The sequence below is a fragment of the Microbacterium alcoholitolerans genome (genome assembly GCF_050408615.1).
In the GTDB taxonomy this organism is placed as follows: Bacteria; Actinomycetota; Actinomycetes; order Actinomycetales; family Microbacteriaceae; genus Microbacterium.
On the sequence record NZ_JBNTKD010000001.1, the window covers coordinates 2,557,204 to 2,582,766 of the forward strand.

Sequence of the window (25,563 nt, forward strand, 5' to 3'; positions counted from 1 at the left end):
TGGAAGCATGTCCCGTCCCTCAGCCGCCGTCTACCGTCGTCGGCGGCTCCTCGCCGTCGTCGTGCTTCTCGCGGTGATCGCCGCGATCGGCACCGGCGTGTGGCTCGCGATCGCGCAGCCCTGGTCGAGCGGATCGGATGCCGATCCCGCGCCGGCCTCGCAGCCCCCGACCCCGGTGGCGAGCGATTCCGCGACACCGGAAGCGAGCGCGTCGGCAAGCCCCGAGCCGACCGGCGATGAGACCGCGACGCCCGAGATCGTCGCCTGCCAGGCGGCCGATGTGCGCGTCGTGGCGGTGACGGATGCCGACACCTATGCGGCCGGCGAGTTGCCGCAGCTGTCGATCGAGCTCACCAACAACGGGCCCGACTGCACCATGAACGTCGGCTCCAGCACGCAGAAGTTCACGGTCACCAGCGGCTCGGACGAGTGGTGGCGCTCCACCGACTGCCAGACCGAGCCCAGCGACACCATCGTGACGCTCGAGGCCGGGAAGACGGTCAGCAGCGCCACGCCGGTGATCTGGGACCGCACCCGCTCGTCGGTGGATACCTGCGACGAGAAGAACCGCCCGCGAGCACCGGGCGGGGGAGCCTCGTACCATGTCGCCGTGGAGATCGGCGGTTTCAAGAGCGGAACATCGAAGCAGATCATTCTGCGCTGACCGGCCGATGGAGCCGTACAGACTGCGCACAGAAACTGCGTGAAAGTCACCAGGATTCAACTGACAGCACCAATATTTTGGGATACCATGGAGTCTGGTTCTCCGGCATGATGTGGCGTAAACCATCCCCAGTGGTGTCGACATCAGCGTCCCCAGCGCTTCGACATACGCGACGCCGAGAATCAGGAGGGCCCTCTCGAGTACGCCAGTCCCCAATGGAGGACTCGAGAGGGCCCCACTCATAAGCTGGACTCATGGCGAAGAAGAGGGCAGGGGCGAAGCGCCCCGCACCGGAGGAGTTCCGTTCCGAGGCGCTGGCGCAGGCGCTCGAGAAGCAGGACATGGCCGCGGTCGCCCTCGCGCTGCGCAACGGCAACACGGTCGTGCCGCTGATCAAGCCCGGCGCTCGGGACAACCCCCTCGACGGCGGCGAGGTCTGGACCTACCGCGACCCGAACACCGGCGACGTCGCGCTGCTGCTGTTCAGCGATGCGACCCACAAGCCGGCCAACCTGCCGCCAGGCGTGGGGATCTACTCACCGGCGTGGCTGAGGTCATTCCTCACGACGCACCGCGAGACGATCACGACGGTCTTCCTCGACATCGCAGGCCCCCACCCCATGCAGGCACCGCCCGCCGAGCTCCTGAAGGCCCTCGAAGCGTAAGGCGACGCACGACGGCGCAGCAGCTCAGAACGGCGGGATGTCATCCTCGCGGCGACGGGATCCCTCGCGAGGCTCGCTCTTCGCATGAGAGCGCACATCGCCCAGCGCGGTCCGCAGGTTCTTCGACCGGTCGTCGAGCACCTGCTGATATCCCAGCCGGGCTGCCTCGCTGCGCCGTTGCGCCGATTGCGTGACCGGCCTGATCTCGCCCGCGAGCGACAGCTCGCCCACGGCGGCGATCGTGCGCGGGACAGACACGTGCCGGATCGACCCTGCGACGGCGATCGCGATGGCCAGATCGGCGGCGGGCTCGGTGAAGCGCACCCCGCCGACGGTCGACACGTACACGTCGAGCTTCGACGTCTCGATGCCCGCACGTCGCTCGAGGATGGCCAGCACCATCGCCACGCGCGAGGAGTCCAGCCCGTGCACCACGCGACGGGGGTTCGGCGCGTTCGAGGCGATGGTCAGCGCCTGGACCTCGACGGGCAGCGCGCGGCGCCCCTCCATCGCGATCGCGACGCACGTGCCGGGCTCTGCGGCGCCCTGCGACAGGAAGAGCCCGCTCGGATCCGGAACCTCGGCGATGCCGGCTCCGGTCATCTCGAAGCATCCGACCTCGTCGGTCGGCCCGAAGCGGTTCTTCAGCGCGCGGATGAAGCGCAGCGCGGTCTGCCGGTCGCCCTCGAAGTGGCACACGACGTCGACGAGATGCTCGAGCACGCGAGGGCCGGCGACCTGCCCGTCCTTGGTGACATGGCCGACGATGATCACCGGCAGTCCGCGGTCCTTCGCCACGCGGATCAGCGTCGCCGCCACCTCGCGCACCTGACTCGGCTGCCCGGCGGCGCCGTCGATCAGGCCGGATGCCACGGTCTGCACAGAGTCGACGATCACGAGCTCGGGCTTCACCTCGTCGATGTGCCCGAGGATCGTGGCGAGGTCGGTCTCGCTGGCCAGGAAGAGCTCGTCGTGCAGCGCTCCGGTGCGCTCGGCTCGAAGGCGCACCTGCGCGGGGGACTCCTCGGCGCTGGCGTACAGCACGCGGCGTCCGGCGCGAGCGGTGGCGGCCGCGACCTCCAGCAGCAGGGTGGACTTGCCGACCCCGGGTTCGCCGCTGAGCAGGATCGCGGCCCCCGGCACGATGCCGCCGCCGAGCACGCGGTCGAACTCGCCGACGCCGCTGGTGCGCCGCGGGGCATCTGCCGTGGTGATCTGGGTGATCGGGCGCGCAGTGCGGTGGGCGGCGGGGGCGACGGCATCCGTCTGCCGGGCGAAGCCCGAGCTCACCTTCTCCTGCACCGTGCCCCACTGCTGGCACTCGCCGCAGCGACCCACCCACTTCGCCGTCGTCCAGCCGCACTCGGTGCAGACGAAGGCGGGCGGTGCGGGTCGACGGGTGGCCATGCACCAAGGCTATCCGTGGCATCCGACGTCGCGCAGCCTCAACGGCCGCTGTGGATATTCACGGTCGTCGGGTCACCGCCGCCGCGCTAACCTGGGCCCCAGCTGGGCCCCAGCTGATCTCACCCAGCCGATCCAGAGAGGGCACGATGACCGCACAGGTCCGACTCACCAGGCACGTCGATGTGGTCGCCGCCGCGCGGGATCCCGAGACCTTCTCCAGCCGCACCTCACAGCACCTGCACGTGCCCAACGGCATGGACGGCGATGAGCACCGCGCGTACCGGGCAGTGGTGGATCGGCAGATGACCCCGCAGATCGTCGCCGACCTGGAGCCGCTGTTGGACGGGATCGCCCGCGACGTCGTCGGTGCGCTCACCCGCGGCGTCCCGTTCGACGCGGTCGGTGACCTCGGCGAGGCGTTCGCCGTGCGTGCGCAGTGCCGCTGGCTCGGCTGGCCCGTCGCCGTCGAGACCGAGCTGCGCGAATGGATGGCGCGCAACTACGCCGCGGCCCGTGCACAGGATCCGGCCCGCAACGCGACCATCGCGGCGGAGTTCGATGAGCTCGTCATCCGACAGGTCGACGCGCACCGCGCGGCGCGCAGGGACGGCGCGGTGGATGCCACGCACCGCCTCCTCGATGAACGCGTGCACGGCCGGCCGCTGACCGACGACGAGATCGTGTCGATCCTGCGCAACTGGACCGCCGGCGACCTCGGCTCGCTCGCCCGCTGCGTCGGCGTCGTCGTGCATCGGCTCGCCCAACGCCCGCGCTGGCAGCAGCGCATGCGCGCACTCGCCGCCGGCATCCGAGAAGGAGGATCGGATGCCACGGCGCGCCGCGACGAGTTCGACGCGATCCTCGGGGAGTGCCTCCGCATCGACGACCCGTTCGTCGCGAACAAGCGCGTCACGACCTGCCCGGTGACCACCCCGTCGGGCATGCAGATCCCCGCAGGCGCCTCAGTGCTGCTCGACTGGACCGCAGCCAATCAGGACGTCGACGTGTTCTCGACGGATTTCGATCCCGTCGCGCACGCGAGGGACAACGTGGTGTTCGGCACCGGGCCGCACGTGTGCCCGGGGCGCGACCTCTCGTACGCCGAACTGCGCGCCGTGATCATGGCGCTGCTCGAAGTCGGCGCGACGATCGAACCCGCCGACGACCGGCATCCGACGCGCTTCGAACCGCCGCTGGGCGGGTGGGCGACCGTCCCCGTCGTGCTGAGGTAGCGCAGCTCACTTCCGGCCGACGTCCTTCAGCATTCCGGCGACGACCAGCGCGAACGCGCCCACCAGCACCAGCAGCCACAGGCCCAGCGAGTACGAGTTCGTCTCGGGGTGGTACGTCGCACCCATCACCAGCGGCGGGAAGTAGCCCCCGAGGCCGCCGGCCGCGGCGACGACACCGCTGACCGAGCCGACCTTGTCCTTCGGCGTCGACGGCCCGATCCAGGCGAACACGCCGCCCATGCCGAGCCCCATCGCGGCCGCCATCAGGATGAAGACCGCACCGGTGAGCACGCCCTCGGGCGGCTGCTGACCGACCACATACGCCAGCGTGACGATGCCGCCCAGCGAGACCAGCGTGACGACCTTCGGTCCGAACCGGTCCGCAAGCACACCGCCGATCGGACGGGCGATCACGGCGGCCGCGGCGAACAGCGCCGTGCGGGCGCCGGCACCGAGCACGTCGACCTCCGGGTAGATCGTCGTGAGGTACTTCGGCAGGAAGGTCGAGAACGCCACGAAGCCGCCGAACACGATGCCGTACAGGAACGACATCTCCCACGTCACCGGCAGCTTCAGCGCCCCGATCACCTTGGGGATCAGCCTGTCGCGGCTGGGCTGCCACACCGGCGACTCGCGCATCAGGAACCAGACCAGCGCCGCCATCGCGACCAGCAGGCCCGCGATGAGCAGATGCGTGGGCAGATAGCCGATGCCCTGCGCCAGCCGCGGCGTCGCCATCGCCGACACCGCAGTGCCGATCATGCCCATGCCGAACACGCCGTTCGCGAAGCCGCGTCGCTCCGGCGGGAACCACGCGCTCGAGAACGGGACACCGGCCGCGAAGATCGTGCCGGCGACGCCGAGGTAGAAGCCCGAGACCAGCAGCAGCGGGAAGCTGTTGATGCTGCCGGCCAGAGCGACCAGCAGCACAGCCGGCGCCGAGAGCAGCAGCACGGCGGTGAACATCTTCCGTCCGCCGAAGCGATCGGTCATCGCGCCGATCACGATGCGGCCCAGCGCGCCGACCAGAACGGGGGTGGCGAGCATCAGCGAGATCTGCCCCTCATCCAGCCCCATGTTCGTGGCATAGGTCTGCTGCAGCGGCGAGATCGCCATCCACGCCCAGAAGCCCATGGTCGACGCGACGGTCGCCAGCAGCACTTGGGCGAATCCGCCCTTCAGATCAGTCGAGGACGGTGCGGAGGACGAGGTCGGTGCAGTCATCTGGCATCCCTTCGATACCGGCGACAGTAGCGTGACCGGCGCGCGAGGGCCAGAGCCGGCACCGGGAAAAACCGTCGCGCGGCGAGGAGCATTAAACACGGCCCGCCCTTGTTTACAGCTCCACCGCCGGGCAGGATGCTGGGGTACACCCCGTGTACTCCGGGAAGGAGCAGAAATGACCCCTGGACCCCGCACTGAGAGCGACCCTGCGACGGACGGCCCTCTCGCGGACGCACTGCTGAACATGGGGCGCTTCGTGCGACCAGGGGAGACTTCCGAAGATCTGCGGGCGGTGTTCCTCAAAGGCGGTCGATCGGGGGATGCGTTCTACCGCGACCGCTGGTCGCACGACAAGGTCGTGCGCTCCACGCACGGTGTGAACTGCACGGGGTCGTGCTCGTGGAAGGTGTACGTCAAGGACGGCATCATCACCTGGGAGGCGCAGCAGACCGACTATCCGAGCATCGGACCTGACTCGCCGGAGTACGAGCCCCGCGGATGCCCGAGAGGGGCGGCCTTCAGCTGGTACACGTACTCGCCGACCCGGGTGCGCTTCCCGTACATCCGCGACACGCTGGCGCAGCTCTACCGCGAGGCGAAGGCGCAGCATCCCGACCCCGTCGACGCCTGGGCATCGATCGTCGAGAACCCAGAGAAGGCCCGCGCCTACAAGCGCGTGCGCGGCAAGGGCGGTCTGGTGCGCACCAGCTGGGACGAGGTGATGGAGATCGCCGCGGCCGCCCACGTGCACACGGTGAAGACCTACGGCCCCGACCGGATCGCCGGCTTCTCGCCCATCCCGGCGATGTCGATGGTCTCGCACGGCGCAGGCTCGCGCTTCATGAACCTGATCGGCGGCACCATGCTGTCGTTCTACGACTGGTACGCCGATCTGCCCGTCGCGAGCCCCCAGGTGTTCGGCGACCAGACCGACGTGCCCGAGTCCGCCGACTGGTGGAACGCCGGCTACCTGATCATGTGGGGCTCGAACGTGCCGGTCACGCGCACACCGGACGCCCACTTCATGGCCGAGGCCCGCTACCGCGGCCAGAAGGTCATCACCGTCTCGCCCGACTACACCGACAACACGAAGTTCGCCGATGAATGGGTCGCTCCGCACCCCGGCACGGATGCCGCGCTGGCGCTGTCCATGGGGCATGTCATCCTGCGCGAGCACTTCGTCGAGAAGCGCACCGAGCGCTTCGAGGACTACATGCGCCGGTACACCGACTCGCCGTTCCTCGTCGAGCTCGAGCAGCGCGACGGCGGACTCGTGCCGGGCAAGTTCATCACGGCCTCCGATCTCGAGGGTCTGACCGCCACGCAGGCGCGCGCCGACTTCAAGCCCGTCCTGATGGATGCCGACGGCACACCCGTCGTGCCCAACGGCTCGCTCGGACACCGCTTCACACCCGAGGACGAGGGCCGCTGGAACCTCGATCTCGGCGATGTCGTGCCACCGCTCTCGGTCGCCGATGTGCCCGGCTGGAACGGCGACGCGGCCGAGGTCCGCCTGCCCCGGTTCGACCTCGCCCCCGAGCCCGGCCAGGAGCACGCCGGCGGCTCCGGATCGCTCACCCGCGGCGTGCCGGTGCGCACCGTCGCCGGCAAGACCGTCACCACGGTCTTCGACCTGCTGCTCGCCCGCTACGGTGTGGCGCGCGACGGGCTGCCCGGTGAGTGGCCGACCGGGTACGACGACGCCTCAGCCCCCGGCACCCCCGCCTGGCAGGAGGAGCACACCTCGGTGCCCGCCGAGCAGGCGACCAGGATCGCCCGCGAGTTCGCCGACAACGCCGACCGAAGCGGCGGGCGCTCGATGATCCTGATGGGCGCGGGCACCAACCACTGGTTCCACTCCGACACGATCTACCGCGCTTTCCTCGCGCTGACGACGATGACCGGATGCCAGGGAGTGAACGGCGGCGGCTGGGCACACTACGTCGGGCAGGAGAAGGTGCGCCCGATCACCGGCTACCAGCAGTACGCGGCGGCCGCCGACTGGAACCGCCCGCCGCGGCACACGATCGGCACGGCGTTCTTCTACCTGGCCACCGACCAGTGGCGCTACGACGGGCTGCCGGCCGATCAGCTGGCGTCGCCCCTCGGCCGCGGCACCTTCGCCGGGCGCACCACGGCCGACTGCCTGGTCGAGTCGGTGAAGCGCGGATGGATGCCCGATTACCCGACCTTCAACCGCAACCCGCTCGACCTGGTCGACGAGGCCGAGGCGCTGGGCAAGGAGCCGGCGCAGCACATCGTCGACAGCCTCGACGACGGATCGCTGCAGTTCGCCGTGGAGGACCCGGACGATCCGGCGAACTTCCCGCGCATCATGACCATCTGGCGCGCGAACGTGCTCGGCTCGTCCGGCAAGGGCAACGAGTACTTCCTCAAGCACCTGCTCGGCACGGATGCCTCGGTGCGCGCCACCGAGGCCGGGCCGGAGTCGCGCCCGTCGACCATCGCCTGGCGCGAGAACGCGCCGCAGGGCAAGCTCGACCTGCTGATGACGGCCGATTTCCGGATGACCAGCACCACGCTGTTCAGCGACATCGTGCTGCCGGCGGCGACCTGGTACGAGAAGTACGACCTGTCCTCGACGGACATGCATCCGTTCATCCACGCCTTCAACCCGGCGATCGCGCCACCGTGGCAGACGAAGACCGACTTCGAGACGTTCCGCGTCCTCGCCGAGCGGTTCAGCGCGATGGCCCGAACGCATCTGGGTGTTCGCCGCGACGTCGTGGCCACGCCGCTGCAGCACGACACCCCGGATGTGATGGCGACCCCGCACGGCCGGGTGGAAGACCTGCCGCGGGTGCCCGGCGTGACGATGCCCAAGCTGACGGTGGTCGAGCGCGACTACCCGAATCTCGCCGAGAAGTGGAAGACGCTGGGCCCGCTCACCGCCAAGCTGGGCCTGACGACGAAGGGCGTCACCTATCACGCCGAGCCTGAGATCGAGCGGCTCAAGAGCGTCAACGGCACGGTCGCAGCCGGCCCCTACACCGGCTCGGTGCGGCTCGACAGCGACCGGCGCGCCTGCGAGATGATCCTGGCGCTGTCCGGCACCAGCAACGGCCGCCTGGCGGTGCAGGGATTCAAGGCGCTCGAGAAGCACACCGGGCAGGAGATGGTGTTCCTCGCCGAGGAGCACGAGGGGACGCACCTGTCTTTCCAGGACGTCTCGGTGCAGCCGCGCAGCGTGATCACCTCACCGGAGTGGTCGGGTTCGGAGCACGGCGGGCGGCGCTACACGGCCTTCGCGATCAACGTCGAGCACCTGAAACCGTGGCACACCCTCACCGGCCGTCAGCACTTCTACCTCGACCACGACTGGATGGACGAGCTCGGCGAATCGCTGCCGGTCTACCGGCCGCCGCTGGACATGCACCGCCTGTTCGGCGACGTCGTGCCCGGCAAGAGCACCCACACCGAGGTACACGTGCGCTACCTGACGCCGCATTCGAAGTGGTCGATCCACTCCGAGTACCAGGACAACCTGTTCATGCTCTCGCTCTCGCGGGGCGGCCCCACGATCTGGATGAGTCCGAGGGACGCCGCGAAGATCGGGGTGCGCGACAACGACTGGATCGAGTCGTACAACCGCAACGGCGTCGTCGTCGCGAGGGCGAACGTGTCGCACCGGATGCCCGAGGGAACCGTGTACATGTACCACGCGAAGGACCGCACGGTCGATGTGCCGCTCAGCGAGATGAGCGGCAAGCGCGGCGGCATCCACAACTCGCTGACGCGCATCCTGCTCAAGCCGAGCCACCTCATCGGCGGCTACGCGCAGCTGGCGTGGGCGTTCAACTACCTGGGGCCCACCGGCAACCAGCGCGACGAGGTCACCACGATCCGTCGCCGCTCGCAGGACGTGCAGTACCGATGAAGGGCGCGGTGTCATGAAAGTAATGGCTCAGATGTCGATGGTGATGAACCTCGACAAGTGCATCGGATGCCACACCTGCTCGGTCACCTGCAAGCAGGCCTGGACGAACCGCACCGGTGTCGAGTACGTCTGGTTCAACAACGTCGAGACCCGGCCCGGCGTCGGCTACCCGCGCGGCTACGAGGACCAGGAGAAGTGGGGCGGGGGCTGGGTGCGCGACAAGCGCGGCCGGCTGCGGCTGCGCAGCGGCGGGCGCCTCGCGAAGCTCGCCCGCATCTTCTCGAACCCGAAGCTGCCCGAGATCGACGACTACTACGAGCCGTGGACGTACGACTACGACATGCTCGTCAACGCACCGAGCGGAGATCACACCCCGGTGGCGCGGCCGAAGAGCCTGATCACCGGCAAGGACATGAAGGTCGAGTGGTCGGCGAACTGGGACGACGACCTCGGCGGCTCGATCGAGACCATGCACGAGGACCCGATCCTGCAGAAGATGAGCGAAGAGGTGAAGGCCGAGTTCGAGCAGGCCTTCATGTTCTACCTCCCCCGCATCTGCGAGCACTGCCTGAACCCGTCCTGCGTGGCATCCTGCCCGTCGGGCGCGATGTACAAGCGGCAGGAGGACGGCATCGTCCTCGTCGACCAGGACGCCTGCCGCGGCTGGCGCATGTGCATCTCCGGATGCCCGTACAAGAAGGTCTACTTCAACCACAAGACCGGCAAGGCCGAGAAGTGCACGATGTGCTACCCGCGCATCGAGGTGGGCCTTCCCACCGTGTGCTCCGAGACCTGCGTCGGGCGGCTGCGCTACCTGGGTCTGGTGCTCTACGACGCCGATCGCGTGGCCGAGGCCGCGGCGGTCGAGGACGAGCACGAGCTGCTCGACGCGCAGCGCTCGGTGCTGCTCGACCCGCACGACCCCGACGTGATCGAGGCCGCACGGCGCGACGGCATCCCCGACGACTGGATCGACGCCGCTCAGCGCAGCCCCGTCTGGCGCCTCATCCACGACTACAAGGTCGCACTGCCGCTGCACCCCGAGTACCGCACCATGCCGATGGTCTGGTACATCCCGCCGCTGTCTCCCGTCGTCGACGTCGTCACCGGCTCGGGCAACGACGGAGAGGATGCCAGGACGCTGTTCGCCGCGATCGACAAGCTGCGCATCCCGATCGGCTACCTGGCGGAGCTGTTCACCGCCGGCGACATCGCGCCGGTGGACGAGTCGCTGCGCAAGCTCGCCGCGATGCGCTCGTACATGCGCGGCATCAGCATCGACGGCATCCGCGAGGAGGAGATCGCGAACGCCGTCGGCATGAGCGGACGCGAGATCGAGGAGATGTACCGCCTGCTCGCGATAGCGAAGTACGAGGAGCGCTACGTCATCCCGCCCGCGCACCAGGAGCAGGCGCACGACCTCGAGGAGATGGGCTGCTCGCTCGACTTCGACGGCGGCCCCGGCATGGGCGGCGCGGGCGGGCCGTTCGGTGCGGCCAGCGGAACGGCCGTCCCCGTCGCGATCGAGAACTTCAACGCGCTGCAGGATCGGCAGACCGCCGACCGGCCCTCGAGCCCCGGACGCATCAACCTGCTGAACTGGGACGGCAACGGCAGTCCGCAGGGGCTGTTCCCGCCCGAGGGCGAGCGTGCCGAGCAGCGCTCCTATGAGGAGGAGGCATGAGCACCGTCCTGCCTCCGCGCGTCACACCGCGCAAGAAGCTGCCGGATGCCCTGACTCCGGCGCAGCTCACCGCCGCCGAGCGGCGGACGGTGCACATGCTCACCTCGCTGCTGCTGGACTACCCGGATGCGGAGTGGTTCACGCGGCTGGACGTCTTCGAGGCGAACGCGGCGACCCTGCCGAAGCCCGTCGCCGAGCCGCTGGAGCGGTTCATCGCCCGGGCGCGCGAGGCCGGGGCATCCGACCTGCAGAAGGTGTACGTGACGACCTTCGACCTCAAGCGCAAGTGCTCGCTGTACCTCAGCTACTACGCCACCGGCGACACACGTCGGCGAGGCACCGCGCTGGTCACCTTCCTCGACGCCTACCGGGCGGCGGGCTGGGAGTTCGACGCCGCCGAGCTGCCCGACTACCTGCCGGCGGTGCTCGAGTTCTCGGCGCGGTCACAGTCGGACGTGGCGGATGCCCTGCTCTCGGCACACCGCGAGGGCATCGAGGTGCTCCGGGCGGCGCTGGAGAGCATGGACAGCGCATGGGCGGACGTCGTCCGGGCGATCACCCTGTCGCTGCCGAAGGTCGATCAGGCCACCCGAGAGCGGGTGCTCGCGCTGGTGAGCGAGGGACCGCCGACTGAGACCGTCGGGCTGAGCCTGCCCATGCCGGCCTTCCGTAAGACAGGGGAGTGATCGTGAACACGATGCAGATTCTGCTGTGGGTGGTGCTGCCGTACGTCTGTGCGGCGGTATTCATCCTCGGTCACATCTGGCGCTACCGCTACGACAAGTTCGGCTGGACGACCCGCTCGTCGCAGTCGTACGAGAACACGCTGCTGCGCTGGGGATCGCCGATGTTCCACCTCGGCATCCTGATGGTCATCGCCGGGCACGCCGTCGGCCTGCTCATCCCGCGCGAATGGCTCTACGCCATCGGCATCAGCGAGGAGATCTACCACATCGGTGCGACCGTGCTCGGCACCTTCGCGGCTGTGCTGACGCTCGCGGGGCTTGCGATCCTGGTGTTCCGCCGGCGCACGGTGCCCGCAGTGTTCCTCGCGACCACGGTGATGGACAAGGTGATGTACGTCTTCCTCGCCGCGACGCTGCTGTTCGGCACGCTGGCCACAGTGGTGCACCAGGTGTTCGGGCCGGGGTTCCACTACCGCGAGACGATCTCGCCGTGGATCCGCGAGCTCATGATCTTCCGCCCGCGGCCCGAGTTGATGCTCGACGTGCCGCTCCTGTTCCAGCTGCACGTGATCACCGCCTGCCTGCTGTTCGCGCTGTGGCCGTTCACGCGCCTCGTGCACGTGTTCTCGGCGCCGATCGGATACCTGTTCCGCCCGTACATCGTGTACCGCTCGCGCGATGAGCACCGCGGATCGCGCTCGCCGAAGCGCGGATGGGACCCGGTGGAGGCCCCGGACCCGCAGCGCCTGCGGCGGCCTTAACCGGTCGTTGAGCGAGCGAAGCGAGACGAAACGTCCCCGCTCAGCGGGATGCTGCTACCGCGGATGTGAAGTCGGATGCTGGCGACGCGAGCACCTCGGGGAGTGGGCCCTGCTGAGTGATACGGCCGTGTTCGAGGATCAGCAGCCGGTCGGCGAGAGCCTGGGCGTCGGCGAGGGTGTGTGACACGACGATGGTCGTCGTCCCCTGCAGGTGCTCGCGCACGACCGTGCGCAGCTGGGCAGCGGCCTGAACATCCAGCGAGGAGAACGGCTCATCCAGCAGCAGCAGCCGGGGTCGCGCGGCGAGAGCCCGGGCCAGTGCTACGCGCTGACGCTGGCCGCCGGAGAGCCGGTCGGGGCGGCGGGCGCCGAGGCCAGGAAGGCCGATGCGCGGCATCCACTCCGCGGCGACGGTGCGAGCCTCGTCGCGGCCGGCTCCGGCGGACTGCGCGGCGAAGGCGATGTTGTCCACGGCCGTCATGTGCGGGAAGAGCAGCGCGTCCTGCCCGAGCAGGCCGATCGCCCGTCGCGACGGGGGCGTGTGCATGCGGGCATCCGCCAATCGCACGCCGTCTATCGACACGTGACCGTCGTCCAGGCGGGTGAGCCCGGCGATGGCATCCAGCAGCGTCGTCTTGCCGGCGCCACTCGGACCCATGACGGCCAGCACCTCGCCGGGTGCGACCGCGACCGCGACGTCCAGGCCGGCATGATCGACCACAACGTGCGCCTCGAGCGCGCCGCTCACTTCAGAGCCATTCACTTCAGGGCCCCCGGCCGCCAGGCGCGCACGAGCAGCAGCACGACGACAGCCGTCGCCAGCAGCAGGATCGACAGGGCGACCGCGGTCTCACGGCCCGTGCCGGCGCCGTTGAAGGCGGTGTAGATCGCCAGCGGCATCGTCTGCGTCACGCCGGGCGCGTTGCCGGCGAACAGGGCGGTCGCGCCGAACTCGCCGATCGCCCGCGCGAAGCACAGGATCACCCCGACGACGATCCCCGGTGCCGCCAGGGGCAGGGTCACCCGCCACAGCACCCGCCACGGTCTCGCCCCGAGCGTCGCGGCGGTGCGCTCGTAGCGGCCGCCGACGCCGCGGATCGTCCCCTCGACGGCCAGCACCAGGAACGGCAGCGCGACGAATGCCTGCGCCAGCACGACCGCCGGGAAAGTGAACGGCAGGGTGAGATCGAACCAGTCGGACAGCACCTGGCCGAGCGGACTCGTCCGCCCGAACAGGAAGAGCAGCGCGACGCCCCCGACCATCGGCGGCAGCACGAGCGGCACCGCGACCAGGGCCCGCAGCAGCGCGGAGACACGCGGACTCGAGCGGGCCATCAGCAGCGCCAGGGGCAGCCCGAGCACCAGGCACAGCGCCGTGGCCGACAGTCCGCTCAGCAGCGACAGTCGCAGTGCATCCAGCGCGGCTGGCGAGGTGATGTCCTCCCACAGGGTCGCCCACGACGCCCGGCCGACCAGCGCGAACAGCGGCAGGACCAGCAGCGCGGCACCCAGCACGGCAGGCGCGTAGAGCAGGAACGGCGCGCCCGTGCCGGTGTCGCGGATGCCCGGGTGATCGCGGCTCACGGTGCTCCGAACCCGAGATCGCTCAGGATCTGCTGCCCGGTCTCGCCGCGCACGAACTCCGCGAACGCGACGCCCGCCTCGCTCGCGCCGTCGAGGGCGACGATGGGGTAGCGGTTCACCACCGCATCTGCGCCATCCGGGGCGAAGCCGCGCACGGCGTCATCGCCGATGATGTCGGTGGCGTACACGAGTCCGGCATCCGCCTCGCCCGCCGCGACCTTCTGCAGGACGGCGGTGACGTTCTGCTCGAGACTCGCCGGCGTCACGGCGACGCCGGCGTCGTCGAGCAGCGTCGCCGAGGCTTTGCCGCACGGCACCTCCGGGGCGCACAGCACCGTGACGACGTCGGCGAGATCGTCGAGCGAATCGACGCCGCCGGGGTTGCCGGCCGGGACGGCCACGACCAGCGTGTTCGTCGCGAAGAGCTGCGGGTCGGATGCCAGGTCGGACTCGATCGCCAGCTGCATGCTCCGTTCATCGGCGGTGGCGAGCACGTCGGCCCTGGCGCCTTCCTGCAGCTGGGTGACGAGCGTGCTCGAGCCGTCGTAGACGATCGGATTGACCTCGACGTTCGGATGCTGCTGCTCGAACGACTCGGCGATCTCGTCGAACGCGGTGCGCAGGGAAGCCGCAGCGAAGACGGTCACCTCGCCGGCAAGGCCGGGCTGCTCGGTACCGGGACCGGCGTTCTCGCCGTCGGGGTCCAGGCTGTCGGATGCCGTCGTCGCCGTGCATCCGGTCAGAAGCAGCGCTCCGAGCAGCGGGAGCACGAGCGCGGCGCGGATCCTCACGGGTGGTCCTTGGGGGTCTCGACGATGACGTTCGTGGCCTTGACGATCGCGGTCGCCAGCGACCCCGGCTGCAGGTCGAGTTGGCGAGCAGCCTCGGCCGACAGCAGGGAGACGACCCGGTGCGGGCCCGCCTGGATGTCGACCTGCGCCATCACGCCGTCGATCTGCACACGGGTGACCAGGCCGGTGAACCGATTGCGGGCGCTGCTGAGCAGGTCGCCGTCTGGGCTCGGCGTCTCGGCCGCACGAGCGGCGTGCTCGGCCAGGGCGGCGCCGGGGATGCGCGTGGGCGAGTCGCCGGTGACGGGCAGCGCACCCTGATCGATCCAGCGCCTGACGGTGTCATCGCTCACGCCCAGCAGGCGCGCGGCCTCGGCGATGCGGTACGAACTCATGCTCACACACTAGGGCGCCTTGTGGCGCAGATCCAGAACAATCGGCAGTGATAATCCGCATCTGCGGAATTTCGACGGAGGCGGACTCGCCGCTCGATAACACCGGCATCCGCGGCTGGCGCCGAGCGCACGGTGTCCGTAGCCTCAGAGTATGGCGCTGCCCCCGCTCGTCGACCCGGTCGACGCACTGAGCGACGCCGAACGCGCCCGCACTGCGCGGCACCAGGTGCTGGCCGGTCTCGGAGAGCTCGGTCAGCGCCGGCTGCGGGCGTCGCATGTCGCCGTCGTCGGAGCGGGAGGACTCGGCGCCCCGGTGGTGCTCGCGCTCGCCGCAGCCGGCATCGGCATCCTCACGATCATTGACGACGACGTCGTGGAACTGTCCAATCTGCAGCGTCAGGTCATGCACCGCCGCGCCGACGTGGGCGCCGCGAAGGTCGACAGCGCGGTGCGTGTGGCATCCGATCTCTCTCCCGAGACCGAGGTGCGACCGCTGCGCGTGCGGCTCACCCCCGACAACGCCGATGAGCTGCTCGCCGGAGTTGATCTCGTGATCGACGGCACCGACACCTTCGACACCCGCCTCATGGTCGCGGCGGCGACCGAGCGCCTCGGCGTGCCGCTGGTCTGGGGCGTCATCCAGGAGTTCGCCGCGCAGATCACCGTGTTCTGGTCGTCGCCTCCGGCGGGGTCGGATGCCATCGTGCTCGGCGACCTGTATCCGCCGGGCAGCGTCGGTGAACTGCCGACCTGCGCGGCGGTCGGCGTCTTCGGCGCGCTCTGCCTGCAGGCCGGCGCAATCCTGTCGATGGAGGCGATCAAGCTCATCACCGGCATCGGGGATCCGCTGTTCGGCCGCGTGCTGGTGATCGACGCGCTGCGCGCCAGGATGAGCGAGGTGCCCCTGCGGGCAGCTCGGCCGCGTGCTGTGTCGGATGCTGGTGCGCGCGCTGTGTCGGATGCTGGTGCGGGTGGCTCTGCGCCGGTCAGCGCTGCTGCGCCGGCTCGATCCGCTCCGCCGGAGGCGCCGGCCGAGATCACCATCGCAGATCTGTCCGAGGAGGCGCAGGCGGGGGCGCTGCTGCTCGACGTCCGCGAGGCCGTGGAGGTGGCGGGCGGCACGATCCCCGGTGCGCGGCATGTGCCGCTGACCGAAGTGCTGACAGACCCTGGAGCCCTGGGAACAGAGCGGATCGTCGTCATCTGCCAGGTCGGCGCCCGCGCCCGCCGCGCCGCTGCGGCCCTGCGCGCCGTCGGCGCCGATGCCGTGGTGCTCACCGGCGGCATGGAGGCGTGGGAAGCGGCGCACGCATCAGCGGAGCATGCATCATGACCCGGCGCCTGCCACACGATGCCGCGCACGATCCGGAGGAGAACTCACGATCGGGAGGACCGAATCGCCGAATCTCTCCTCCCGATCGTGAGAACTCCTCCCGAACGGGTGTGCATCCGGGCCCCATGACAACGAGACGGGAGGCGGCATGAGCTACCGGACTGTCGAGGAGCAGCTCGACCGCGTGCTGGCGGCGGTCCGTCGGCATCCGCCCGCGATCGTGCCGCTCGATGAGGCGCGCGGGCGCGTCCTGGCATCCGACGCACTCGCCGTCAGCGCCGTACCCGTCTTCGACAACTCGGCCATGGACGGCTTCGCCGTGCGCTTCGACGACGTCGCGAACGCGAGCCCCGACCACCCGGTCACGCTGCGCGTCATCGCCGACATCCCCGCCGGCAGCGCTCTGGATCCCGCGATTGCACCCGGCGAGGCCGCGCGCATCATGACCGGGTCGCCAGTGCCGGCCGACGCCGACGCGATCGTCCCGTTCGAGGACACCGCCGGGGGCCTTGCAGATTCGCTCGCGACCGCGATCGTGCAGCACGCACCGAAGGCACTCGGCGCCCACATCCGGCGGGCAGCCGAAGACACCGCCGTCGGCGATGTCGTGCTCGGCACCGGGACGCTGCTGGGCCCACGGCAGATCGGCGCACTGGCATCCGCCGGCATCGGCCGCGTCGAGGTCGCACCCCGCCCGAAGGTCGCCGTCGTCTCGACCGGCTCCGAGCTCGTCTCGCCGGGTCAGCCACTGCGGCGCGGGCAGATCCCCGAATCCAACAGCTCCCTGCTCGCCGGACTTGCCGCCGAGGCCGGCGCCGAGGTCGTGCTCTGCCGCGTCGTCGACGACGAGGGCGACGGTCCGGCCGAGGCCGTCGCCGAGGCGCAGCGACTCGGCGCGGACGCCATCATCTTCTCCGGCGGCGTCAGCGCCGGCGCGTACGAGGTCGTGAAGCAGAGCCTCGGCGATGCGATGGAGTTCGCCAAGGTCGCCATGCAGCCAGGCAAGCCGCAGGGCTTCGGAGCGACCGACGACGGGATGCTGCTGTTCGGCCTGCCCGGCAACCCGGTCAGCGCCGCCGTCTCGTTCGAGGTTTTCGTGCGTCCGGCGCTGCTGCGCCTGCAGGGCCGCGACAGCATTCATCGTCCCCGCATGCTGCTGCCGGCGGGCACCGACTGGCACACCCCGCCAGGGCGGCGACAGTACCTGCCCGCGGTGATCGACCGAAGCGATCCCGCCCACCCCGTCGTCCGCCCGGCGACCAGGGGCGGATCGGGCTCGCACCTCAGCGTCGGACTCGGCCTCGCCGAGGCGTACGCGATCGTCCCCGCCGAGACGGAGCAGGTCTTCGTCGGCGACCTCATCGAAGTCATGGAGCTGTGATGACCTTCACCCACCTGGATTCCGTCGGCCATGCGCGCATGGTCGACGTCACCGAGAAGACGCCCACCGTCCGGGCGGCGACCGCCCGCGGGTTCGTGCGCTGCGCGACCGAGACCGTGGCGCTGCTGCGCGACGGCTCCGTGCCGAAGGGCGACGTGCTGGCGGTGTCGCGCATCGCCGGCATCCAGGCGGCCAAGCGCACCCCGGAGCTGCTGCCGCTCGCCCACGTGATCGGCGTGCACGGCGCCGTCGTCGACCTCCAGATCGACGACGACGGCGTGACGATCGAGGCGACCGTGCGCACCGCCGACCGCACCGGCGTCGAGATGGAGGCGCTCACCGCCGTCTCGGTCGCGGCCCTCTCGGTCATCGACATGATCAAGGGCGTCGACCGCTCGGCATCGATCGAGCACCTGCGCATCGTCGCGAAGGAGGGCGGTCGCAGCGGCTCGTGGCAGCGTCCGGGGGAATGAGGCGATGACCGTCGGTGCGATCCTGCTCGTCGGCGGGCGCTCGCGGCGCATGGGCGGTGGGCTGAAGCCGCTGATCGAGTTCGGCGGGCGCACGCTGTTCGCCCGCTCCGTGACGGCGATGTCGGATGCCCGGTGCGCGCCGATCATCGCCGCAGGTCCCGTGCTCGACGAACGCGCGCCGGTGCGCTGGGTGCGGGAGGATCCGCCGTTCTCCGGCCCGGTCGCGGGGATCGCGGCGGCGATGAGGATGCTCGCACCTGGTGAGAACCCAAAGTGGATGCTGATCCTCGCCGGTGACCTGCCCCACGTGCATCCGGTGGTCGCGCGGCTGACGGCGGCCGTGGCATCCGACGCGTCAGCGCCCGACGCGTCAGACGCGATCGTGTTCCGCGCCGGCGGGCATCCGCAGTGGCTGGCGGGCATCTACCGCACGGACGCGCTGCGCAGCGCGCTCGCTGATCTCGGCAGCGGTGCCGCTGATGCTTCCTGCCGAGCGCTGCTCGGCGGCCTGGAGATCGCCTGGCTGACCGACCATGATGGGATCACCGCCGACATCGACACCCCGGCGGATCTCGCACGCGCCCGCGCAGCACTCGAGGAGGAATCGTGAGCGAATCGCCCCGCACCCTGCCGCCGGAGGCACTCGACGAATGGGCTCTAGCGTTGCGCGAGCGGTTCGGGCTGGTCGCCGAGGACGTGCCGATCTCGCTGATCCTCGACCTCGCCAGAGACGTGGCCAACGGGGTCGCGCGACCGGCCGCGCCGTTCAGCGCGTTCGTCGCGGGACTCGTCGCCGGACGCGCCGGCGGCACGCCCGAGCAGGTCCGCGAGGCCGTCGCCGCGATCGCGGAGCTGGCGCTCGGCTGGCCGGAACGGGAGGCATGATGACCACCACCCCCATGACCACGGTGCGCTTCTTCGCCGCGGCTCAGGAGGCCGTGGGGCGCGACACCATGGCGACGGATGCCGGGACGCTCGGCGATCTGAAGGCGAGCCTGCTCGCCGACCATCCGGCGCTGCACGGGCTCCTGTCGCGCTGCGCCGTGCTCGTCGACGGCGCTCGCGTCGATGACGACTTCGCGCTCGCCGGAGCTGCAACCGTCGACGTGCTCCCGCCCTTCGCCGGCGGCTGATCTCGCGCTGCACTTTCCTGCATGTGCCGCACAGAGATGTGCCGCAGATGCAGGAAACTGCAGCACAAGGGCGACGGCCCGCGAAAGTCCAGCGCTACCCGCCGATGCCCTTCCACGCGGTCGTGCCGTCGGCCTCGACCTGACGCTTCCATACCGGCAGATCCCGCTTGATCGCCTCGATGACCTCGCGGCACACGGTGAAGGCCTCATTGCGATGCGCGGAGGCGACGGCGATCAGCACCGCGGACTCGCCGACGCTCAGACGGCCGACGCGGTGGCTGACGGCGACGACGGCATCCGTTCCCGCCGCGGCCTCCTCCGCGATCCGCAGCAGGACGGGCTCGGCATCCGGGTGCGCGCTGTACTCCAGGGCGACGACGGCATCCGCGGCATCCGGATCATGATCGCGCACCCGGCCGACGAAGGTCGAGACGGCGCCGGCGGTCGCGCTGTCGACAGCGGCGACGTGCTCATCGAGCGACAGCGCTGTGTCCGAGATGCGGGCGAGGGTGACGGTCATCGGTGGTCCTCTCCATCGAGCTGATCGAGCACATGGGGGGCGACGGAGAGCACGATCGGCATGCCCTCGGCGACCGCCTTCGGCGAGCCGGGAAGATTGACGATCAGTGCGCGACCCGTGACGCCCGCGATGCCGCGGGTCAGCATCGCCGCCGGCTTCAGCGCGGCGCCGGAGCGGCGCAGCTCTTCGGCGATGCCGGGCAGCTGCCGCTCGATCACCCGCACGGTGCCCTCCGGAGTCTGGTCGCGCGGTGCGACACCGGTGCCGCCGCTGGTCACGATGAGTCGGATGCCGGCATCCACCAGCTGCCGCAGCGAGCGCTCGACGAGATCGGCGCCGTCGGCGATGATCACGGCGTCCGCGCACGCGAAGCCCGCCTCGCGGAGAGCGGCGTCCGCGACCGGGCCCGCAGCATCTTCGCGGATGCCTGCGGCCGAGCGATCCGAGACGGTGAGCACGGCCGCGACGATCATGCGACCAGCCTATCCGCGGCCCGGAAACCGCCGGCCGTGATTATTCACGGCCGGTCCCCGGCCGGGCGTGTCGGGCCTCTGTCATGATGGGAGCATGGTCAACGGCGGGCTCGTCTACGGGCCGATCTCCAGCTATTCACGGGTGCGCATCCTGCACCTGGTCCAGACTCGTGCCGACCGCACGATCGGAGAGCTGTCCGAGGCCACCGGCCTGCACGCGAACACGGTGCGCGAGCACCTGCAGCGCCTGATCGAAGGCGGCTACGTGATCCAGACCAGCGAGCGGCGCACCACGCGCGGACGCCCGCGCACGCTGTACAGCGCCGCCACCGGTTCGCCGGAGGCGTCGAGTCCCGTCGCCCGGGAGAAGGTCGCCGAGGCCGCCCGCCGCGGCGACATGCTGCGCCGGATGCTGCACGAGGACGACTCCGAGCTGGGTCGCGAGGCGACGTACCAGCTGGACGCCCTGATCGAGCACCTCGAGGAGAGCGGCTTCGAGCCGGTCATCGACGAGGACCGGCTGACCGTCGAGCTGACGCCGTGCCCGCATGCCGCCAGCGCTCCCGAGCACCGCCCGATGCTGTGCCAGGTACACCTCGGGCTCATGCAGGGCGTGCTCACCCAGGCCGGCGGACCGCTCGCCGCTGACTGCGTCCGCGCGGCGACGCGGCCGGAGGAGTGCACGGTTCAGCTGAAGGTGCTCCGCTCCGCGGTGACCGCCGCCTGACCGCCGGACGTCGCGGGTGACGGGATGGCGGGTCGTGCACCTACCATTGCCCTATGCCCCGCACGGATGAGGAGAGCCGCGAGATCTCCGCGGCGACGCACGACGTGTTCGCCGCGCTGGTCGATCCGCGGATGCTGGAGCGCTGGCTGCCGCCGCACGGCATGACGGGCCGGGTCGAGCGGTTCGACGCCCGTGCGGGCGGCACATACCGGATGGAGCTCGTCTACGCGGATTCCGAAGCGAACCCGGGCAAGACCGGTCAGGGAAGCGATGTCGTGGAAGGGCGCTTCGTCGAGATCGTCGACGGCGTGCGCGTCGTGCAGCAGGTCGAGTTCCCCTCGGACGACCCCTCGTTCTCGGGGCTGATGACGATGAGCTGGCTGGTCGAGCCGACGGCATCCGGCACTCGGGCGACGTTCCGCGCCGAGAATGTGCCCGCCGGCATCTCTGCCGCCGATCACCGCGAGGGGCTGCGCTCGTCGCTGCACAACCTCGCGGTGCTGGTCGAGTCTCACTCGTAGAGCGACTCGACAGGCTCCATCACGATCCCCTGCGCCTCGAACGCCTGACGGCGCTCTTCGATGCGCCGGTGCAGCTCCATCTGCGCGTCGGCGACGAGCGCGGCCGGAAGCTGCACCGATTCCGGATGCTGGTCGCCGCCGCCCTCGGCGATGTACGCATCGAGCTCGGGACCGGATGCCCACGACGTGATCAGCGAGTACCGCGGTGCAGGTCCCTGGTGCCAGACGGCGTGCCAGAAGCGCTGCGTGTCGACGATGATCCGCGAGCCGGCGTGCAGCGGCAGGCGGATCTCGGTCGCGGGGTCGAAGCGGTCGGTGCGCAGGATCAGCAGCGAATCGGCGTCGTCGGTGAGGTTCAGCCAGCTGCGCACCACCCAGCCGGTGCCAGGGCTGTTGAGGCGGTTGTTGTCATCCTGGTGCAGGTTGTAGACGGCATCGGCGTAGCTGTTCGGCTGCAGCTCGATCACCCGGCAGCGGCCGACGTTCGCCCCGGGCTCCAGGGCGAGACGCTGCAGCGTGGGCGCCGTCGCCACCTGCGAGTCGATCCAGACGCCGTCCTTGTCGGTGCGCGGCGGCGTGTGGTTCCAGAAGCCGTTGCACTCGATCTCGCCGGCGTAGCTGGCGAGTGGCGCGAATCGCGTGATGCCGGAGGATCGCCAGCCGATGTAGTCGAGGTCGAGCCACTCGGCGGGGTCGATCGTCAGCTTCCGATCATCGAGCACGACCAGACCCGTGGCATCCAATGCGGGTGAGGTGAGGAATCCCATCGCGATCTCCGTTCCGGCATCCGTTCCTGCTCCCATGCTAATCCGCGGCCGTGCCTGAGGGTCGAGGCGGCGCCGTGGAAAGGCGGGCACCTACGCTGGAGATATGACCCAGCCCCAAGGAGCGCTGCTCGTCGGCAGCGTGAACTACGACGACGCCGAACAGACGATGCGCACCGCCGCCGAGATCATCGGGCCGCGCCTGAAGCGAATCCCCGATGGCGAGGTGGGGAAGCGATTCCACTGGATCATGTTCCAGCCCGACGTGCTCGGTCAGGCGGCCGGCCTGGAGCGCGTCGGCGACGCACCTGTGTGGCTGCGCGACCTCGATGCTCGCCCGCTGCGCATCGCGGACGGGGCGGATGCTGCAAGCCTGCGGCTGCCGCCGCTGGGCTACGCCTCGGCCGCCGTCGATTCGTACGCGATCTTCCGCCGCCTGCGCGACGAGGGCGTCATCGCGCCCGGCGTGCGGTTCCAGGTGTCGCTGCCGACCGTCGTCGCCGTCGTCTCGGCGTTCTTCTCGGGCGAGGATCGCGCCGCGATCGAGCCCGTGTACACGGCGGCGCTGCTGCGAGAGCTCGATGAGATCCTCGCCGCGATACCCCACGCGGAGCTCGCGATCCAGTGGGATGTCGCCAGTGAGCTGGGCATCATCGAGCGCGCTGCGGTGGGCGGCCGGACCATGTCGGCGTGGTGGCCCGGCGATCCCTTCGACGGGCTGCTGCTGCGACTGGTCGATCTGATCGACTCCGTTCCGGAGGATGTCGAGGTCGGCGTGCACCTCTGCTATGGAGACATCGCCGAGGCGCACTTCATCGAGCCCGCGGACACAGCGAACCTCGTGCACTTCGCCAACGGGATCTCGGTCGCCGCGGATCGCGCGCTGAGCTGGCTGCACCTGCCGGTGCCGATCGATCGCGATGACGAGGCGTACTTCGCCCCGCTCGCCGATCTCGCTCCGGTCGAAGAGCTGTACCTCGGTCTCGTGCACCGCGAGGACGGGGTCGACGGCGCCACCAGGCGCATCGCCGTGGCATCCCGGTTCGTCCCAGTCTTCGGCGTCGCGACGGAGTGCGGCATCGGCCGCGCACCCGAGGGCACCACCGAGGGCATCTTCGAGACGCACGCGGCGGTCGCCGCCGTCTGGTGACAGCGGATGACTCAGAGCCGTCGTCTCGGTAAGGTGTGCCACATGACACACCTGGGTGCCGCGCCGTGAGCGCAGCCGGGGCGGCGCTCGCCCCCGCTCAGAGCCTGCGCGAGCAGGTTGAGGACCAGCTGTCCGCGCTGATCGTCGCCGGGGAGCTCGCGCCCGGGCAGGTGGTCACGGTGCCCACCCTCGCCGGCGACTTCGGCGTGAGCGCGACCCCCGTGCGGGAGGCGATGCTGACGCTCGCCCGCCGCGGCTTCCTGCGTCCCATCCGCAATCGCGGGTTCGTCGTCACCGAGGTGTCGCGCGCAGAGCTCGACGAACTGTGCGAGGTTCGGATGCTGCTCGAGGCGCCGCCCATGAGGCAGCTCGCCGGCACCCTCGCCGGCGAGCTCGTCACAGAACTGCGCGGCCTCGCGCAGCAGATCGTGGATGCCGGGCACGCGGGGCGCTTCGCAGAGTATCTGGCCGCGGACACCGCCTTTCACCTTCGGATACTCGAGCTCACCGGGAATCGCCGCCTCGTCGACGTGGTGCGCGAACTGCGGCAGCAGACCCGCCTGGTGGGTCTCGCCCATCTCGCCGAGACCGACGCGCTGCACTCCACCGCTCTCGAGCACGCCGAACTGGTCGACCTGCTGGTCAGCGGCGACGGCGAGGGGGCCGAAGCGCTGATGCGGCGGCACATCCGGCATGTGGGCGGCGTCTGGAGCGGACAGGAAGAATCCTCGAGCATCACGGATTGATCTCGGGGTGTTCCCTTAGATGGTCCCCGATCAGTAATGTGTCACGTACTATCCGACGAAATGCAATGCGGCATTCAGGAGGCCAACACATGCTCACTCGTACACAGCGCTACCGTCGCGCACTGTCCGTCGCGGCGGCAGCGGGCGCGATCATCCTCATGGCCGGCTGCTCGGGCGGTCTCGGGTCCGAAAACGGCGAGGCCGGCGGAGGCGGCGAAGATGGTCCCATCAAGATCGGCATGCTCGCCCCGTTCTCCGGCAGCGAATCCGCGTTCGGCGACTACATGAAGAACGGTGCACAGCTCGCCGTCGACGAGATCAACGCCGAAGGCGGCGTCAACGGCCGTGAGCTCGAGCTGCTGACCGAGGACGACGCCTGCGACGCGACCACCGCCGTGGCCGCGGCGAACAAGCTGGTGACCGGCGGCATCGTCGCATCCGTGGGCGGTTACTGCTCGGGCGCCACGCTGCCGACCCTGCCGATCTTCGACGAGGCCGGCATCCCGATGGTCATCCCCGCAGCCAACTCCAACGAACTCGTGTCGCAGGGTCTGCCGGGCGTGTTCCTGATCAACGGAACCGGCACGCAGCAGGCCGAGGCCGCCGTCACTTACGCGCAGAAGAGCGGCGCGACGACCGTCGCCGTGATCGACGACGCCACCTCGTACTCCGCGGATCTGGCGAAGTCCTTCGTCGAGCAGGGCGAGGCCGCCGGCCTCACCATGGCGTTCGAGGCCACCGTGACGCCGGGTGAGAGCGACTACTCCGCCGCCGCGACCCAGCTCGCCAAGGCGCAGCCCGACCTCGTCTACTGGACGGGGTACTACCAGGAGGGCGGCCTGATCGTCCGCCAGGCGACGGATGCCGGCTACGACGGCGCCTTCCTCGTCGGCGACGGCTCGGTCGACGCGAAGTTCGCCGAGATCGCAGGCTCCGGCTACACCGAGAACGTGCTGGGCACCTTCACCCAGACGCCCGACATGATCGAGGGCGCCGAGAACTGGATCTCCGACTACGAAGAGCTGGCCGGTGGCCGGCCCGGCCCGTACTCGACCCAGTCGTACGACGCCGTGCGCGTGGTCGCCGAGGCGATGAGCCAGGCCGGCGTCACCGACTTCGACGCCGTCGTCGCCGCGCTCGAGGGGCTGAAGGACTTCGACACCTTCGCCGGTCCGCTGACCTTCACGGAGGACCACACCCTGTCGGGCGGTGGCTTCGTGATCGTGGGCATCGACCCGGCGACGGGCGACTTCGTGCTCGAGGACGACCTTCAGGGCTGATCCGACAGGTGGGGCGGCGCGAGCCGCCCCACCTCGTTCGGCGCCGCCCCTGGACGCGGAAGGACATCCGC

The 25,563-nt window shown here is 70.1% G+C and carries 27 protein-coding genes; 18 read left to right on the top strand and 9 right to left on the bottom strand.

Annotated elements, in window-relative coordinates; translation table 11 throughout:
* Positions 1-7 precede the first annotated feature (7 nt).
* Positions 8-664 carry a hypothetical protein gene (locus ACQUSX_RS12225; RefSeq protein ID WP_428907189.1) on the top strand — a complete coding sequence of 219 codons (657 nt, stop codon included), beginning with the start codon at positions 8-10 and terminating at the stop codon, positions 662-664.
* A 254-nt stretch (positions 665-918) separates the two neighbouring features.
* Entirely contained in the window at positions 919-1,329 is a 411-nt protein-coding gene (locus tag ACQUSX_RS12230; RefSeq protein WP_428907190.1) for a dehydrogenase, read from the top strand.
* A 24-nt stretch (positions 1,330-1,353) separates the two neighbouring features.
* Here ACQUSX_RS12230 and radA read toward each other — a convergent pair whose 3' ends face one another.
* A complete protein-coding gene (radA, locus tag ACQUSX_RS12235) occupies positions 1,354-2,736 on the bottom strand; it encodes a DNA repair protein RadA (protein ID WP_428907191.1) in 1,383 nt (460 codons plus the stop codon).
* 146 nt (positions 2,737-2,882) lie between these two features.
* Here radA and ACQUSX_RS12240 point away from each other — a divergent pair, with 146 nt between their 5' ends.
* A complete protein-coding gene (locus tag ACQUSX_RS12240) occupies positions 2,883-3,968 on the top strand; it encodes a cytochrome P450 (protein WP_428907192.1) in 1,086 nt (361 codons plus the stop codon).
* A gap of 6 nt (positions 3,969-3,974) precedes the next feature.
* On the opposite strand, the gene ACQUSX_RS12245 is transcribed toward ACQUSX_RS12240, so the two are convergent.
* The gene (locus ACQUSX_RS12245; protein WP_428907193.1) at positions 3,975-5,192 is read right to left on the bottom strand and encodes an MFS transporter; all 1,218 of its coding nucleotides are present in this window, start codon (positions 5,190-5,192) and stop codon (positions 3,975-3,977) included.
* A gap of 175 nt (positions 5,193-5,367) precedes the next feature.
* Between ACQUSX_RS12245 and ACQUSX_RS12250 the strand changes: the two genes are divergently transcribed.
* Genes ACQUSX_RS12250 through narI form a run of 4 tightly spaced genes read left to right on the top strand, consistent with a single transcriptional unit; the run spans position 5,368 to position 12,221 of the window.
* Entirely contained in the window at positions 5,368-9,090 is a 3,723-nt protein-coding gene (locus ACQUSX_RS12250) for a nitrate reductase subunit alpha (RefSeq protein ID WP_428907194.1), read from the top strand.
* A 13-nt stretch (positions 9,091-9,103) separates the two neighbouring features.
* Positions 9,104-10,774 carry a nitrate reductase subunit beta gene (narH, locus tag ACQUSX_RS12255; RefSeq protein ID WP_428907195.1) on the top strand — a complete coding sequence of 557 codons (1,671 nt, stop codon included), beginning with the start codon at positions 9,104-9,106 and terminating at the stop codon, positions 10,772-10,774.
* Positions 10,771-11,460 (top strand): nitrate reductase molybdenum cofactor assembly chaperone, encoded by a 690-nt coding sequence (gene narJ, locus ACQUSX_RS12260; RefSeq protein WP_428907196.1) that lies wholly within the window; start codon positions 10,771-10,773, stop codon positions 11,458-11,460. Before narH ends, narJ begins: the two co-directional genes overlap by 4 nt.
* Positions 11,461-11,471: 11 nt before the next feature.
* Positions 11,472-12,221: a respiratory nitrate reductase subunit gamma gene (gene narI / locus ACQUSX_RS12265; protein ID WP_428907639.1), complete on the top strand. Its 750-nt coding sequence runs from the start codon at positions 11,472-11,474 to the stop codon at positions 12,219-12,221.
* 40 nt (positions 12,222-12,261) lie between these two features.
* Here narI and ACQUSX_RS12270 read toward each other — a convergent pair whose 3' ends face one another.
* Genes ACQUSX_RS12270 through ACQUSX_RS12285 form a run of 4 tightly spaced genes read right to left on the bottom strand, consistent with a single transcriptional unit; the run spans position 12,262 to position 14,991 of the window.
* Positions 12,262-12,969 (bottom strand): ATP-binding cassette domain-containing protein, encoded by a 708-nt coding sequence (locus tag ACQUSX_RS12270; protein WP_428907197.1) that lies wholly within the window; start codon positions 12,967-12,969, stop codon positions 12,262-12,264.
* 11 nt (positions 12,970-12,980) lie between these two features.
* On the bottom strand, positions 12,981-13,805 hold the full coding sequence (locus ACQUSX_RS12275; protein ID WP_428907198.1) for an ABC transporter permease: 825 nt from the start codon (positions 13,803-13,805) through the stop codon (positions 12,981-12,983).
* Positions 13,802-14,596, bottom strand: a complete 795-nt coding sequence (gene modA / locus ACQUSX_RS12280) for a molybdate ABC transporter substrate-binding protein (protein WP_428907199.1) — start codon at positions 14,594-14,596, stop codon at positions 13,802-13,804. The genes ACQUSX_RS12275 and modA overlap by 4 nt, the downstream gene beginning before the upstream one ends.
* The gene (locus tag ACQUSX_RS12285; RefSeq protein ID WP_428907200.1) at positions 14,593-14,991 is read right to left on the bottom strand and encodes a TOBE domain-containing protein; all 399 of its coding nucleotides are present in this window, start codon (positions 14,989-14,991) and stop codon (positions 14,593-14,595) included. Before ACQUSX_RS12285 ends, modA begins: the two co-directional genes overlap by 4 nt.
* Before the next feature lie 151 nt (positions 14,992-15,142).
* On the opposite strand from ACQUSX_RS12285, the gene ACQUSX_RS12290 reads away from it, so the two are divergent.
* The 6 genes from ACQUSX_RS12290 (at position 15,143) to ACQUSX_RS12315 (ending at position 19,311) form a co-directional block, all read left to right on the top strand.
* The gene (locus ACQUSX_RS12290; RefSeq protein ID WP_428907201.1) at positions 15,143-16,324 is read left to right on the top strand and encodes a ThiF family adenylyltransferase; all 1,182 of its coding nucleotides are present in this window, start codon (positions 15,143-15,145) and stop codon (positions 16,322-16,324) included.
* Between the two features lie 148 nt (positions 16,325-16,472).
* Positions 16,473-17,705: a molybdopterin molybdotransferase MoeA gene (locus ACQUSX_RS12295; RefSeq protein WP_428907202.1), complete on the top strand. Its 1,233-nt coding sequence runs from the start codon at positions 16,473-16,475 to the stop codon at positions 17,703-17,705.
* Complete coding sequence (gene moaC / locus ACQUSX_RS12300) at positions 17,705-18,178, top strand: cyclic pyranopterin monophosphate synthase MoaC (protein WP_428907203.1); 474 nt, start codon at positions 17,705-17,707, stop codon at positions 18,176-18,178. Before ACQUSX_RS12295 ends, moaC begins: the two co-directional genes overlap by 1 nt.
* Positions 18,179-18,182: 4 nt before the next feature.
* Positions 18,183-18,788 (top strand): molybdenum cofactor guanylyltransferase, encoded by a 606-nt coding sequence (mobA, locus tag ACQUSX_RS12305; RefSeq protein WP_428907204.1) that lies wholly within the window; start codon positions 18,183-18,185, stop codon positions 18,786-18,788.
* Entirely contained in the window at positions 18,785-19,063 is a 279-nt protein-coding gene (locus ACQUSX_RS12310) for a DUF6457 domain-containing protein (RefSeq protein ID WP_428907205.1), read from the top strand. The genes mobA and ACQUSX_RS12310 overlap by 4 nt, the downstream gene beginning before the upstream one ends.
* The gene (locus ACQUSX_RS12315) at positions 19,063-19,311 is read left to right on the top strand and encodes a MoaD/ThiS family protein (RefSeq protein ID WP_428907206.1); all 249 of its coding nucleotides are present in this window, start codon (positions 19,063-19,065) and stop codon (positions 19,309-19,311) included. Before ACQUSX_RS12310 ends, ACQUSX_RS12315 begins: the two co-directional genes overlap by 1 nt.
* Before the next feature lie 94 nt (positions 19,312-19,405).
* On the opposite strand, the gene ACQUSX_RS12320 is transcribed toward ACQUSX_RS12315, so the two are convergent.
* Together ACQUSX_RS12320 and ACQUSX_RS12325 are read right to left on the bottom strand one after the other, a co-directional pair.
* Positions 19,406-19,831: a molybdenum cofactor biosynthesis protein MoaE gene (locus ACQUSX_RS12320; protein WP_428907207.1), complete on the bottom strand. Its 426-nt coding sequence runs from the start codon at positions 19,829-19,831 to the stop codon at positions 19,406-19,408.
* Complete coding sequence (locus ACQUSX_RS12325) at positions 19,828-20,304, bottom strand: MogA/MoaB family molybdenum cofactor biosynthesis protein (protein WP_428907208.1); 477 nt, start codon at positions 20,302-20,304, stop codon at positions 19,828-19,830. The genes ACQUSX_RS12320 and ACQUSX_RS12325 overlap by 4 nt, the downstream gene beginning before the upstream one ends.
* A 94-nt stretch (positions 20,305-20,398) precedes the next feature.
* On the opposite strand from ACQUSX_RS12325, the gene ACQUSX_RS12330 reads away from it, so the two are divergent.
* On the top strand, positions 20,399-21,031 hold the full coding sequence (locus ACQUSX_RS12330; protein ID WP_428907209.1) for an ArsR family transcriptional regulator: 633 nt from the start codon (positions 20,399-20,401) through the stop codon (positions 21,029-21,031).
* A gap of 53 nt (positions 21,032-21,084) precedes the next feature.
* Positions 21,085-21,552 (top strand): SRPBCC domain-containing protein, encoded by a 468-nt coding sequence (locus ACQUSX_RS12335; RefSeq protein ID WP_428907210.1) that lies wholly within the window; start codon positions 21,085-21,087, stop codon positions 21,550-21,552.
* On the opposite strand, the gene ACQUSX_RS12340 is transcribed toward ACQUSX_RS12335, so the two are convergent.
* Positions 21,543-22,355, bottom strand: a complete 813-nt coding sequence (locus ACQUSX_RS12340; protein ID WP_428907211.1) for a hypothetical protein — start codon at positions 22,353-22,355, stop codon at positions 21,543-21,545. The two genes, ACQUSX_RS12335 and ACQUSX_RS12340, sit on opposite strands and share 10 nt — an antisense overlap.
* Positions 22,356-22,422: 67 nt before the next feature.
* On the opposite strand from ACQUSX_RS12340, the gene ACQUSX_RS12345 reads away from it, so the two are divergent.
* From ACQUSX_RS12345 to ACQUSX_RS12355, 3 genes are all read left to right on the top strand, one after another.
* Positions 22,423-23,466 carry a hypothetical protein gene (locus ACQUSX_RS12345; RefSeq protein ID WP_428907212.1) on the top strand — a complete coding sequence of 348 codons (1,044 nt, stop codon included), beginning with the start codon at positions 22,423-22,425 and terminating at the stop codon, positions 23,464-23,466.
* A gap of 65 nt (positions 23,467-23,531) precedes the next feature.
* The gene (locus tag ACQUSX_RS12350) at positions 23,532-24,212 is read left to right on the top strand and encodes a GntR family transcriptional regulator (protein WP_428907213.1); all 681 of its coding nucleotides are present in this window, start codon (positions 23,532-23,534) and stop codon (positions 24,210-24,212) included.
* A gap of 89 nt (positions 24,213-24,301) precedes the next feature.
* The gene (locus tag ACQUSX_RS12355; protein ID WP_428907214.1) at positions 24,302-25,492 is read left to right on the top strand and encodes a branched-chain amino acid ABC transporter substrate-binding protein; all 1,191 of its coding nucleotides are present in this window, start codon (positions 24,302-24,304) and stop codon (positions 25,490-25,492) included.
* The last annotated feature ends 71 nt before the right edge of the window (positions 25,493-25,563 follow it).